We start from the raw sequence: 12,905 nt of genomic DNA, 5'->3' as shown, positions 1-12,905 counted from the left end.
TGGATGTCATGATTCTTAAACGAAGGGAGAGAAACGAAATGGAAATAGAGCGCATAAATGAAAATACCGTAAAGTTCTATATAACGTATGTAGATATTGAAGATCGCGGTTTCCAACGTGAAGAAATCTGGTATAACCGTGAACGGGGAGAACAATTATTCTGGCAAATGATGGAAGAACTTAACTATAAAGAAGACTTTAATGTCGATGGTCCGCTTTGGATTCAAGTCCAGGCAATGGACAAAGGATTGGAAATTGTCGTGACAAAAGCACAAATTTCCAAAGATGGCGAGAATCTTGAATTGCCGGATGAAAATGGGAAAACAGTTGATGTATCAGTTGATGACAAAATAGAAGACGTACTGGACGATAAATTTGGAAAAGAAAAAGCAGAGGGTCAAGAAGATGAAGATGGCAATCTCACATTGATTGTGCGTTTTGATGATTTTGAAGATGTCATCCAGCTTAGTCATTATTTCCAGGGTCACGAAGGAGAAATCGACAACACGCTTTATCATTACAATGACGGCTATTACTTGTATACTGTATTTCCGGAAGAAGATGATGACGACAGACAGGAAGATTTGCTCAGCCAAATTTTCGAATTTGCATATGATACGGATGTAACCATTCATTTTCTTGAGGAGTATGGGAAACAGATTTTTGAAAATGACACATTTAAACAAATACGTTCCCACTTCCCTGCAACCATTCGACACTCTGAATAAAAAGAGTGTTTTTTTTTTGCCTTTTCTTAAATTTTTTCTTCTCTCTTTAACCTTCGCAGTTGCTTTTTTTGAAGAACTTCCTCTTTTGATCGACTCCGAAAACTGGTTCATCGCTATGTGAAATATGTCCTGTTTAATGTTGTGTCAAGCACCCGATAGCGTCATAAGCATTTTGTTTGACCTTTTTAGAAACTCCTCGACATTTTACGTTTATGGGTAAGCTATATGAGGTATATATAACTATCTTAAATATGAAAGGGGATTGTTATGAATGTTGTAGATCAATATTTGCCGTCAGGTTTTATGCAAGGGTTGCAAAATTTTGTCGTTGCCCTCATTGTTTTACTGATCGGCTGGCTGGTTGCAAAAATGATCAGCAATGCTATTCAAAAAGCTTTAAAGAAAACGCAAGTGGATGACAAACTCATCAACAAATTTCGCAGTGATGATGATAAACCTCTGAATTCCGAGAAAGTCATCGGTAAGACGGTTTATTACATACTGATGGTCATTGTGTTTATTCTATTCTTTAACATCTTAAATCTGAACATGATTGCCGCACCATTATCAGATTTAATTTCGAGCATATTTGGCTTTATACCGGCAGTGTTGAAAGCAGCCTTAATATTAGTATTTGCCTGGATTCTGGCCACTATTGTGAAATGGCTGATTGCACAGGGCAGTTCTAAATTGAATATTCAGCAGCTGTTTTCCAAGCTGAAAATTACTGATGATGAAGAAACAGCAAGAGGCTATATGAATAAAGCCGGCGAAGTAGCATTCTATCTGGTGCTCCTTCTGTTCATTCCAGGGGTACTGAACGCACTGAATACGAACCGTTCAGTGATTTATTAAATTCCGTGCTGGCCTTTATTCCAAATCTTATCGCCGGAGCTCTGATTTTTGCAGTCGGCTGGTTGGTTGCAAAGATTATCAAAAGCATCGTTTCAAATCTGTTATATGCAGCTGGATCTGAAGGGTTAATCAGAAAACTGAAACTCGAGAACTTGTTTGAAGGTACAAGCTTTGCACAATTTATCGGCAACATCATCTTTGTTGTGATTATGATTCCAATCACAGTTGCTGCGCTGGAGAAACTTGAACTGGCGGGCATTACTGATCCGGCCATTTCAATGCTTAACCAGATTATGATTATGCTGCCGAATATTCTGATAGCAATCGGGCTTATCCTGCTCAGTATCTGGGTCGGTAAATTCATTGGTAACTTTGTGCAGCGTTTCCTTGAAAATGTCGGATTTGATCGATTGACATCGAACATGCAGCTCGGCCATATGGACGCATCGTCATCCAAAACGGCACCATCTGTTGCAGCCGGCTATATTGTCCGTGTTTTGATTATATTCTTCCTGACTGTACAGGCATTGTATCTGATCAATCTGGACTTTCTTGTCGAGATAGCTTCCGGCATAACAGCTTACTTGCCAAATGTGCTGGCAGCCGTACTGATACTTGGCATTGCATTGATACTGGCAAACATTGTCGAAAAAGTGCTTGTCAACTTATTATCCGGTCCGGCTATTAAAATTCTGGCAGGTTTTGCAAAATATGCGATTTTAGCACTTGCCGCATTTATGGCATTGACACAACTGGGCATTGCCGTATCAATTGTAACGTCTGCTTTTACGCTTATTTTAGGCGGACTGGCCTTGGCGTTCGGCCTTGCATTTGGACTTGGCGGAAAAGACTTCGCCGCTAAATACTTGCGTAAGTTCGACGAAACAATTGAAGAAACAAAAGTAAATGACAAAGATTGAATTAGTTCATTCAACAAGAAGCATCCGTTTCACAGCGGGTGCTTCTTGTTTGTGGTTCTTATTTTAACGCTTTAAAAGACAACATTAATCGGAACGGGGGCTGGCATCGACATATCAACCGGAGAGGATTGCTTCTTTTCCGGCCCCCTGAAAAAAGCAGCACAAATTTTATTCTTTTTGCAGGATTTTGACAACTTTTGTCGAATAGTATTAAATAAGAGGTGATATAAAAAATGCTCCAAGCTAAAACTGAATATGGCAAACTGGTTACACCCGCGCTTTTTACCAAGCAAGAGATCCGGACATTGAAGCAGCATAACAAGTTTTTCTGTCCGGCATGTCAGAGTCCGGTGATCGTGAAAGCCGGCTCAAAAATAACGCCGCACTTTGCGCATAGTGCGAGAGGCAATTGTCCCGCACAGGAAGGCGGGGAGGGGGCGTATCACGAAAAAGGGAAGCTGTTACTTTATCAATGGCTTAAGCATCAGCGCTTAAACGTCCGGCTGGAAGAATATTTGCCCGAGATTTCTCAGCGCCCCGATATACTGATAAGGCTGAAGGCTAAAACAATTGCGATAGAGTACCAATGCGCCAAAATTCCGCCGGCTGAAATTGTTGATCGGACGCGTGGCTATGAAAAGGCAGGCATCACACCGATTTGGATTATCGGTGTCAATCAATTTAATCGCCGTAAAAGAAACGAAATTAAAATCGATGCGTTTCACCTTCATCTTATTCATCAGTTTTCTGCAGATTTTCCACTTACTTTATATTTCTTCTGTCCCGATACACTTCGATTCATTACATTTCAGGATTTATACTTGTCATCAAATCGCCAGGCAATCGGCAACATGACCATTCAGAAGTTAAATGCCATGGATTTTACAGATTTGTTTCATAAAACGTTTTTACCGCGTCAAAAGCTGTTTCAAAACTGGCTGACGGCCAAGCGATCCCTGCGTATGCGTCCATCAAAACGCGCATTTGGACGGGAATTGGCCTGGCAGCAATGGCTGTATGTCAATTCGTTGCATCGTGACTCGCTTCCATCTCCCGTTTACCTACCTGTAACTGGCCAATTTCGGATGAAAACGCAGCCGTGGGACTGGCAGAGCCGGTTGTGTGTTGAAGTGATTGGTCACATGAGCCCAAATGAAACATTCAGTGTTAAACGATGCCAACATCTCTTCCGCCGGCATATTCGTCCTACACATGCATTTCCTCTGATCAAATCATCTGTAAATCCTATCTATGAATATCTTCAGCTCCTGGAAGAACTTCAGGTTATCAGAGAAACATCACCAAACCACTTCACGAAAGAAAATCCGCTTAAGTTTTATAAACACATCGAAGCAGCCCTGGAAGGTGATAAGCTGTTGATGATTGAATTGATGAAGCAAAACACGGGCATGTTTCCCAAGTAATTCGTTATACTAAAAGAGGATGTTCAAAAAGTCCGGTAACAAATGACGCATTGAATTTGTTCATTGGCTTGTTTTTCAGCTTCTCATGTATTTAAATGCATACATTGCGATGCTCATAACTACGCCGCCGTGAAATTCTCGGTCCTTGTTTCCCTACTTTTTGAACACGTTCTAGAGACAGGCAGGATTTTTTTAACAAAACCTCGAATTAAAAGGTATCACAGGAATATAAGGAGGATTTTACATGGCAAACGCAGCAAAAGAACTTCCAAAAAGAGAGGAAATACCTGAAGAACGGAAATGGAAACTGGAAGATATATTTGCAACAGATGAAGAATGGGAGAAAGAACTTGAATCCTTGAAAAAAGAATTCCCGTCTGTTGAGAAATTCCAGGGAAAAATTGGTGACTCGGCACAAAATCTGTACGATGTCCTGAAGCTGCAGGACGAACTGTCGGAGCGGTTGGGTAAAATGTTTACATATGCCCACATGCGCAATGATCAGGATACGACCAATTCGAAATATCAGGCTATGGAATCCAAAGCTGAAAATGTTTTAACGATTGCTGCAAGTTCTATGAGCTATATCGTGCCTGAGATTCTGGGAATTGAAGAAAATAAACTGCGTGAATTTATGGAGGAAAATGAAGATCTGAAATTCTATGAACACGTTTTGGATGAGATTAACCGCCAACGTCCTCACGTGTTAAACGAGCGGGAAGAAGCACTGCTTGCAGAAGCTTCTGAACCAATGTCAAGTGCGTCAAATACATTCAGCATGCTGAATAATGCCGATTTATCGTTTCCAACGATTAAAAATGAAGATGGGGAAGACGTCGACCTGACACATGGACGCTACATCGGGTTTATGGAATCGGGTGACCGTGAAGTCCGCAAATCAGCTTTTAAAGCGATGTATAATACGTATGATAAGTTTATTAACACGTTTGCATCGACACTCACAGGGACAGTGAAAACGGATAATTTCAATGCTAAAATCAGAAATTATGATTCTGCCCGTCAGGCTGCTTTGGACAGCAATAATATTCCGGAGACTGTCTATGACAACCTTGTTGAAGCCGTTAATGAAAGACTGCCGCTTCTGCACCGCTATATGCGCTTGCGCAAAGAAGTGCTCGATCTGGATGAACTGCATATGTATGATATTTACACACCGCTTGTCAAAGATGCTGACATGAATATTTCATATGAACAGGCACAGCAATATGTGCTTAATGGCCTGAAACCGCTCGGAGATGATTATGTCAGTGTGCTGAAGAAAGGGTTTGAGAGCCGCTGGATTGATGTTGACGAGAATAAAGGAAAGCGCAGCGGGGCATATTCGTCCGGTGCATATGGTACGCATCCGTATATTTTGCTGAATTGGCAGGATAAATTGAACGATCTGTTCACGCTGTCGCATGAGCTTGGCCACTCACTGCACAGCTACTACACACATAAGACACAGCCATTTCGCTACGGCAATTATTCCATTTTTGTAGCCGAGGTGGCATCAACAACAAATGAAGCATTGTTAAATGACTATCTGCTTAAAAATGTTGATGATGAGAAGCAAAAATTATATTTGCTGAACCATTACCTTGAAGGTTTCCGTGGCACTGTTTTCCGTCAGACGATGTTTGCTGAATTTGAGCATGAAATCCATAAGCGTATGCAGAATGGCGAGGCGATGACGGCGGAATCATTGACGGCGATTTACCATGACCTCAACAAGAAATACTATGGTGAAGATGTTGTTTCAGATGAAGAGATCGGAAAAGAGTGGGCACGGATCCCACATTTCTATATGAATTATTATGTGTACCAGTACGCAACAGGCTATTCAGCTGCGACAACACTTGCCAATAATATTCTGAACGGTGAAGAAGGGGCAGTTGACCGTTATCTGGACTTTCTTAAAGCCGGCAGCAGTGATTACCCGATTGAAGTGCTGAAAAAAGCTGGCGTTGACATGACAGCAAAAGCACCGATTCTCTCAGCCCTAGATGTGTTTGAGGAAAAACTGAACGAAATGGAAGAATTGCTGTTGAAATAAGTTGCGGCACAACAGGCTGTCACCCCTATAAGTCGGTGACAGCCTTTTATTTCACTATGTCGCAGTTCATGAAAGCAGCCAGCCAAAATATATAAGAAAATACCGACTCGTATTTATGCCGGTTTTCTCCACTGATTGTTAGTTTAACAGAATCGGACATTTACGGGCAGTTGATCCCCGCCTACACGCCTTGTCCACTTGAGTTGTTGAGGCGGGGGGTCTACTGCCTGTTACATGCGGAATGAATTTTGGCTATGAATGAAAGCAGGGTTGGAACTGCTTACGAACAACAAGGATGGGATCAAGTTGAAACTGAACAGGGTACTTTTATTATCATGTTTCTGGTAATGGCCGGATTTGGGATCATTATTCCGGTACTGCCATTTTATGCCGAAGAACTGGGAGCGTCACCGGCTGAACTGGGTCTATTAATGGCAGTTTATTCAATGATGCAGTTCATATTTGCGCCAATGTGGGGACGGATTTCTGACAAAATAGGACGCAAGCCGGTTATCATGGTCGGGATTTTCGGACTTTCTTTGTCATTTTTCATGCTGGCACTGTCCACAACTTTATGGATGTTATTTATTGCCCGAATCATCGGCGGTTTTTTATCAGCTGCCAATATGCCAACTGTCATGGCTTACGTTGCAGATATTACCACAGAGGAAGACCGTGGCAAGGGAATGGGAATTGTAGGTGCCGCAACCGGTCTTGGCTTTATATTTGGGCCGGCTATCGGTGGTGTCTTTACAAATATTAATTTGGAGGCGCCCTTTTATATAGCAGGCATTTTATCACTTATGACGCTGCTTCTGGTTTTTGGCATCCTGAAAGAATCGATTCATCTTTCTGAGAATAAAACCAGTGCAAAAAAGGCATCGACATGGGGCGCTGTTTTGCGCGATCCGCTGGCCATACTGTATTTTCTCCAATTTTTTATTTCATTATCGTTATCGGGCCTGGAAGCGACTTTTGCCTATTTTGCGGCGGATAAAGCCGGCTTGGATGCTGTTACACTAGGGTATATTTTTATGATTATGGGACTGGCAAGTGCAGCGGTTCAAGGGTCGATGGGGAAATTGACAAAAAAATTCGGGGAAGCAGCGATCATTCAGGGAGGCATTGTTGTTTCAGCGATCGGATTCGGTCTTATTCTTTTTACGCAAAACTTTACCACTGCTGCCATTTTTCTGGCTGTTTTTGGTGTTGGGAATGGTGTCATCCGGCCAAGTGTCTCCTCGTTATTGACCAAAATATCCAAAATGGGCTACGGAGCGGCAACAGGTTATTTATCGTCTTTTGATTCGCTCGGACGAATAATCGGGCCGGTGCTAGGCGGAGCTCTTTATTCAATAGCGATTGGACTGCCTTATATTTCAGGAATTTTCTTATCGATATTGGCTTTCGTTCTTTTCAGAATCTATTCGTCAAAAGCCAACTTGACAGATCCAAGGCGGACGACAGTGAACTAAAGTGGAGGCTGCTGCTTCTCTGGTTAGCCGCGCATCCGCCCCCGGTAAGTATGGCGATGTGTAAATGAGTAAATCGTTAAATAAATGGAAATAAAAAGCATAGGAAGTGTAATATACAATGGAATCAGCTGCATCAGAGCAAGCAAGTTTGCAAAAGCAACAAACAATGTCATAATCAAAAAAAGGGTTGGCAGTAATCCATTCATCTGATCAACTCCTCGTAACAAATTGAATCAACCGTGGCAAGGGGATTTAGCAGGCATACATTGATCCCGGATCTATGGGCCAGTAAGCCACCGAAGAACAGCGGTTAACTGTCCCTAAATGCCTGATTATGTTCAACTAACAATCAGTGGGGGTAAAAACCTCCCACTGATGTTTCACTTTAGTAAATCGTATGTGGCAAACCTGTTAAATAGAACTGTGACATTTCTGTGAAAAGTTGAACATACCAATTGATAAAATCGTATCCCGCTGATATTATTAATAGTGTGATATGAGTCACAAACAAAACCCCTTTGTTTTTGATCATGAAACTTTCTCCCATCCCCCTTTGTTATTACAGAGACGGAGAACGACAGGATGTACGCTGCCCCGTATATCCTGTTTTTTTTGTGCTTTTTTTAACGTCGACATCAAAAAACTCGGAAGCTATCCTGCCAGCTTCCGAGTTTTTCCTTTTTCCATTCATGTAATGGACAGTAAGCCGCCAAAAAACAGCGGAAAACTGTCCCTAAATGCCTGATTCTGCTTGGGCCAACAGCGGGAGGCGTTGGCTATTGACGTGGTGACCTCAGCCTTTGTTCATTTATCGGAATAAAAACCAATTCCGTTGAATGAAGGTTCGCTTCACTCATTATTATATTCCCAGAATGTACCGTGTTTTGCCGGGATTTTTTTAACGATTTGTCGCAATTGCATTTTTTTCATTTCTTTTTCTGCTCCAGCGGTGGACCAGTCATAAACAACCGCTACTTCCTTAGTGCCGACAACCTGATAGTATTTCATGAAATGTTCAAGCGGCGGTTTGCTTGATGGGACAGGATCCTTCTGCAAAATTTGCTGTAATATCTGAACATAAATATCGTATGGGTATAGACCGGAGATTTTAATCCCCTGACCATCTGTGTGCTGATTGAAAAAGACAATTGATGGGATACAGTCCACTTCCATTTCACGCGTCAGCTTTAAATCAGATTGGAAGGCCTTTTTAGCTGTTGATGAAAATAAATCGTCTTCAAATTCCTCTACATCCAGTCTGGCTTCCCTTGCACATTTCATCAGGACGGACATGCTGGATATGTTCTGTTTCCCGAGGAATGCATTTTCTTGTACCTTCCGCAAGAATGATTTGCCGGCTCTTTTCCCTTGCAGTTCAGCAGCTTTTATGGCAAGTGAGGCAAACCAGGGCGATGAGATTTCATTTTCAATCCATAAGTCACCGTCACAGGACATGCCTGTACGTGACGCGGTTTTTTCCCATATTCGCTTGAGCTGTTTCGGTTTATCGAAAATATCTTTATTCAATGAATTCAATTGCCCGCTTACAATCGGCCGTAATGTGAAAAAACGACCATATTCAACGGACAGCTTTTTTAAATATGGTTCCAACGACCAGCATTCCGGGCATAGCGGGTCGATAAACACGTATATTTCTACCGGTTTCTGAACAAAATCGATATAGCTATATTTTGCCGATGTGTTTGTACTATTGGAATTTGATAGTTCTGGTTGTTTCCAATTCACACCGATTCTCCTTTCAAATGGATCGTCAAAAGTGAACAAATCATTAAAGAGCGTTTTATAGGGTTCCAACATCCATTTGCCGGCTTAATGAAGTGTCAATCCAGTCTTCTGCTTATTATTTGTCAGGTGTATTCATCATATGGTGGGCTGTCATGGTCAATTTTTCAAATATAGCTGTACGGTAGGGTTCTTCAATTTGCGCTTCGGTAAGAGCTGCATCCATACACTCAAGCCAGGCATCACGGCGTTCAGGTGTGATCTCAAACGGCATATGCCGCCGGCGCATCATCGGATGTCCGCGGTCTTCGGTATACCATCTTGGTCCGCCGAAAAACTGGGTTAAAAACAGGCGCTGTTTTCTGGCTGTTTCCGTCAGATCAGCCGGAAAAATAGGTATTAATTTTGGATGGCTGCCTACACGTTTATAAAAGTGAGTTACTAGCTTATTTATCGTTGGAAAGCCGCCAATAGCTTCATAAATTGTGCCATGTTTAATCATCAGTCAGTACTCCTATTATGTTTGTATATATTTTAGCAACGACGGTGATTAAGAGCAACTAATCTGATTAGCTGTTGCACTAATGGCGGTCGATTGTATCAAAAAAACGCTGAATTTTATTAGGTGTTTTGCGCTTGTTGATGTCAAAGTCTGTCAGAATCGCCTGCATCGTTTTCTTTCCCTCCATTTCGGAAGGTGCTTCTATTTCGAGTTCGTAATCATCATGACCGTGGTAAGTGCTGTAATCGAGTACCAAGAGGGAGTGATTAAAAGACAATTCACGGCGTTTTGTCGTTAGACTGCCTAAATAAATAAGATTTTTAATGGCAATACCTTTTTCTTTGATTCGCTTTACGGTATCATTTTCAGCGGGTTGATTTTCATTGATCCAGGCACGGGCTTCTTGCTCGGTTAATGTATCGTGTGTCTCGAGCAGGCCGGTGGAATGCGGTTCTTTCAGTGTTAATGTATAGGTACCGTTTTTTTCTCGGATTCTTAAAGCACAGCCCTGCTTTTTCAAGCTGAAGTCGTCTGTTTCAAAATAGTGGTTGGTTTGGCTTTGACCTTTCTCCGGGAAGGGCAGTCCTTTAAGCAGACGATCGAATTCATCTTTTATCAATAAATTTTTATATTCGATTTCTATTTCCTGCGACAAATGCCATACCTCCGTTTCAGTGAATATTCCGCGGAGATTTACGTTTCCGCTGAATATAGTTTTTAGTATGGCGAAAGATGCCCAAATATGCAAAGAATAGCTGTTGGTTATGTTATGATAATTGATGGGAAGAGATGATAACAGGTGGTGTAAATCATGAATTGGGAAGCTCTGCTCGCCCCATATGCACAAGCGGTCGAGGAACTGAAGATAAAGTTAAAAGGCATTCGTAAACAGTTTGAATATGAGTCCAAAGATTCACCAATTGAATTTATTACGGGACGTGTTAAACCCGTTGCAAGCATTCTGGAAAAGTCAGAAACCAAACATATCCCGCCGGACCGCATTGAAGAGCTGCAGGATATAGCCGGGGTCCGGGTAGTTTGTCCATTTGTCGATGATATCTATGCTATTGTAAGTATGATTCGCTCACGGGAAGATTTGGAGATTATAGAAGAAAAAGATTACGTCTCACATAAGAAAGAAAGCGGCTATCGTTCTTATCATATGATTATTAATTATCCTGTTGAAACGATTAATGGCGTCAAAATGGTCATTTCAGAAATCCAAATCCGAACGCTCGCCATGAATTTTTGGGCAACCAATGAACATTCGTTAAACTATAAATATAAAGGCAATATTCCCGCTGATATTAAATCACGGCTTCAGCGGGCAGCTGAAGCAGCTTTTAAACTTGACGAAGAGATGTCGATCATTAAAAATGAAGTACAAGAAGCCAAGCGGATATTCCACCGAAAGTAAGGAGGTTTTACTGTGAAATTTGCGATTGTGTCTAAAGGTGATGAACGGTCCAATAAAATTCAAGCCACAATGAAGCAATATCTGACAGACTTTGAAATGGCGTATGATGAAAACAATCCTGATCTTGTGATATCAGTCGGCGGTGACGGGACTTTTCTGGAGGCATTCCATCAATATATTCATTGTCTTGATTCCACATCATTTATTGGTGTACATACGGGGCATTTAGGGTTTTATGCTGACTGGACTCCCGAGGAAGTTGAAAAGCTTATTATTGAAATCGCGAAGACCCCCTTCCAGGTTGTGGAATACCCGTTGCTTGAGGTAACCATACGGGATATGGAAGGCGGTGAAGAGAGCCGGTACCTCGCTTTGAATGAAGCCACAATCAAAACAGCTGAAGGATCTGTCGTGTTTGATGTGGAAATCAAAGGGAACCATTTTGAAACATTCCGCGGTGATGGTTTATGCATTTCTACACCATCGGGCAGTACCGCTTATAATAAAGCTCTTGGCGGCGGGATCATCCACCCGTCGCTCGAAGCCATTCAGCTGACTGAGATAGCTTCGATCAACAATCGTGTTTTCCGGACAATCGGCTCGCCGCTTATTCTGCCGAAACATCACACATGCATGCTGAAGCCGATAGGGCGAAAGAAAACATTTTTGATAGCAGTCGATCATTTTACCGAAAATTATTCCAACGTCAAATCAATTCAATGCCGGGTGGCCAAAGAACGCGTGCGGTTTGCCAGGTTCAGACCATTTCCATTCTGGGACCGTGTCCGCGATTCATTTGTTGATGACGACGTTTAATCCGGATGACAGGATGCTTGAGGTCGAGATCACATCTGAGGAGAGTGCTGCAGTATGAAGTGGACGGTAACCAAACAGCAGGAAGGCTTAATCATACGAAGCTTTTTACAGCGGGAGCAAAAATTTTCCAAGCGCATGATTAAGCATATCGTTCACGGCGGCGGGACAATAAAGGTGAATGGAACCCCTCAGACAGTCCGTTATGAATTGAGGGCAGGTGATGTGGTTGCTGTTTCACCTCCCGATGAGAAAAAAGGGGCCATGATGATTCCGGAAAAAATGCCGCTCGATATTGTGTATGAAGATGATGCGGTTCTGGTTATCAATAAATCACCCGGAAGGGCAGTCATCCCATCCTATCAGTATACGTCCGGCACGATTGCCAATGGGGTGCTGGCGCATTATGAAGCGCAAGGCCTTCCTTACACATTTCATGTCGTGACACGGCTTGACAGGAATACATCCGGCCTCATGCTGATTGCCAAGCATCGTTGGAGCCATTCGATCTTATCCGAGACTCAAAAGGCTGGAATAATCAAACGCAGTTATTTTGCCGTCATTGAAGGCCATTTGCAGGAAAAAAATGAAACCATCAATGCACCAATCGGGCGTAAAGAAGGTTCGATCATTGAGCGGACGGTTACCACCGGAGGCAAACATGCGATTACCCATTATTCGGTCTTAACGGAATATGATAACCACACACTTATTCATGTTGAGCTGGAAACCGGCCGTACCCATCAAATTCGTGTGCATTTTTCACATTTCGGACATCCGTTGGCAGGCGATAATCTGTACGGGGGAGAGACCAATAATATTGAACGTCAGGCTTTGCATTGTCACAGGTTAGCGTTTGAGCATCCATTCACGGGTGAGTGGGAGGAGTTCACCGCTGAATTGCCGAATGATATGAAACCGGACAAATTGTAGTTCAAAGGGAAGGGACAGCCCTTACTATATAGCGTACTA

13 protein-coding genes are annotated in these 12,905 nt (G+C 42.4%); 9 read left to right on the top strand and 4 right to left on the bottom strand.

The genetic code is table 11. The annotated features are described in order from the left end of the window. Window positions 1-38: 38 nt before the first annotated feature. From mecA to AOX59_RS08440, 6 genes are all read left to right on the top strand, one after another. Complete coding sequence (gene mecA, locus AOX59_RS08460; RefSeq protein WP_068444585.1) at window positions 39-728, top strand: adaptor protein MecA; 690 nt, start codon at window positions 39-41, stop codon at window positions 726-728. Window positions 729-995: 267 nt separating this feature from the next. Continuing rightward, a complete protein-coding gene (locus tag AOX59_RS19195) occupies window positions 996-1,583 on the top strand; it encodes a mechanosensitive ion channel family protein (RefSeq protein ID WP_082684163.1) in 588 nt (195 codons plus the stop codon). A 5-nt stretch (window positions 1,584-1,588) separates the two neighbouring features. Beyond that, complete coding sequence (locus tag AOX59_RS19190) at window positions 1,589-2,503, top strand: mechanosensitive ion channel (RefSeq protein ID WP_082684162.1); 915 nt, start codon at window positions 1,589-1,591, stop codon at window positions 2,501-2,503. A 233-nt stretch (window positions 2,504-2,736) separates the two neighbouring features. Next, window positions 2,737-3,927, top strand: a complete 1,191-nt coding sequence (locus AOX59_RS08450) for a competence protein CoiA (protein ID WP_068444582.1) — start codon at window positions 2,737-2,739, stop codon at window positions 3,925-3,927. A gap of 244 nt (window positions 3,928-4,171) precedes the next feature. After that, window positions 4,172-5,983 carry an oligoendopeptidase F gene (pepF, locus tag AOX59_RS08445; protein WP_068444579.1) on the top strand — a complete coding sequence of 604 codons (1,812 nt, stop codon included), beginning with the start codon at window positions 4,172-4,174 and terminating at the stop codon, window positions 5,981-5,983. Window positions 5,984-6,318: 335 nt separating this feature from the next. Beyond that, window positions 6,319-7,458: an MFS transporter gene (locus AOX59_RS08440; RefSeq protein ID WP_237049427.1), complete on the top strand. Its 1,140-nt coding sequence runs from the start codon at window positions 6,319-6,321 to the stop codon at window positions 7,456-7,458. Between the two features lie 23 nt (window positions 7,459-7,481). On the opposite strand, the gene AOX59_RS08435 is transcribed toward AOX59_RS08440, so the two are convergent. The 4 genes from AOX59_RS08435 to AOX59_RS08420 form a co-directional block, all read right to left on the bottom strand. After that, a complete protein-coding gene (locus AOX59_RS08435) occupies window positions 7,482-7,664 on the bottom strand; it encodes a hypothetical protein (RefSeq protein ID WP_068444576.1) in 183 nt (60 codons plus the stop codon). A gap of 643 nt (window positions 7,665-8,307) precedes the next feature. After that, window positions 8,308-9,204 carry a ClpXP adapter SpxH family protein gene (locus AOX59_RS08430; protein ID WP_068448219.1) on the bottom strand — a complete coding sequence of 299 codons (897 nt, stop codon included), beginning with the start codon at window positions 9,202-9,204 and terminating at the stop codon, window positions 8,308-8,310. A gap of 115 nt (window positions 9,205-9,319) precedes the next feature. After that, the gene (locus AOX59_RS08425; protein ID WP_068444573.1) at window positions 9,320-9,703 is read right to left on the bottom strand and encodes a globin domain-containing protein; all 384 of its coding nucleotides are present in this window, start codon (window positions 9,701-9,703) and stop codon (window positions 9,320-9,322) included. Window positions 9,704-9,782: 79 nt separating this feature from the next. Beyond that, entirely contained in the window at window positions 9,783-10,358 is a 576-nt protein-coding gene (locus AOX59_RS08420) for a CYTH domain-containing protein (protein WP_068444570.1), read from the bottom strand. Between the two features lie 156 nt (window positions 10,359-10,514). Here AOX59_RS08420 and yjbM point away from each other — a divergent pair, with 156 nt between their 5' ends. From yjbM to AOX59_RS08405, 3 genes are read left to right on the top strand one after another with little or no spacing between them, the layout of a single operon-like run. After that, window positions 10,515-11,120: a GTP diphosphokinase gene (gene yjbM / locus AOX59_RS08415; RefSeq protein ID WP_068444566.1), complete on the top strand. Its 606-nt coding sequence runs from the start codon at window positions 10,515-10,517 to the stop codon at window positions 11,118-11,120. Between the two features lie 12 nt (window positions 11,121-11,132). Further along, window positions 11,133-11,936 carry an NAD kinase gene (locus AOX59_RS08410; protein ID WP_068444563.1) on the top strand — a complete coding sequence of 268 codons (804 nt, stop codon included), beginning with the start codon at window positions 11,133-11,135 and terminating at the stop codon, window positions 11,934-11,936. Between the two features lie 54 nt (window positions 11,937-11,990). Next, entirely contained in the window at window positions 11,991-12,866 is an 876-nt protein-coding gene (locus tag AOX59_RS08405) for an RluA family pseudouridine synthase (protein ID WP_068444560.1), read from the top strand. Window positions 12,867-12,905 lie beyond the last annotated feature (39 nt).

This window comes from Lentibacillus amyloliquefaciens, from assembly GCF_001307805.1.
GTDB classification, from domain to species: Bacteria; Bacillota; Bacilli; order Bacillales; family Amphibacillaceae; genus Lentibacillus; species Lentibacillus amyloliquefaciens.
The sequence above is the reverse complement of the archived record's forward strand: the minus strand, read 5'-3'. Positions and strand labels throughout refer to the sequence as shown.

Bases quoted from the DNA above. Each gene is read 5' to 3' on its own strand.
- AOX59_RS08450 (WP_068444582.1), top strand. From the start codon at position 2,737: ATGCTCCAAGCTAAAACTGAATATGGCAAACTGGTTACACCCGCGCTT.
- mecA (WP_068444585.1), top strand. From the start codon at position 39: ATGGAAATAGAGCGCATAAATGAAAATACCGTAAAGTTCTATATAACG.
- AOX59_RS08440 (WP_237049427.1), top strand. From the start codon at position 6,319: ATGTTTCTGGTAATGGCCGGATTTGGGATCATTATTCCGGTACTGCCA.
- AOX59_RS08405 (WP_068444560.1), top strand. From the start codon at position 11,991: ATGAAGTGGACGGTAACCAAACAGCAGGAAGGCTTAATCATACGAAGC.
- yjbM (WP_068444566.1), top strand. From the start codon at position 10,515: ATGAATTGGGAAGCTCTGCTCGCCCCATATGCACAAGCGGTCGAGGAA.
- pepF (WP_068444579.1), top strand. From the start codon at position 4,172: ATGGCAAACGCAGCAAAAGAACTTCCAAAAAGAGAGGAAATACCTGAA.
- AOX59_RS08425 (WP_068444573.1), bottom strand. From the start codon at position 9,703: ATGATTAAACATGGCACAATTTATGAAGCTATTGGCGGCTTTCCAACG.
- AOX59_RS08435 (WP_068444576.1), bottom strand. From the start codon at position 7,664: ATGAATGGATTACTGCCAACCCTTTTTTTGATTATGACATTGTTTGTT.
- AOX59_RS19195 (WP_082684163.1), top strand. From the start codon at position 996: ATGAATGTTGTAGATCAATATTTGCCGTCAGGTTTTATGCAAGGGTTG.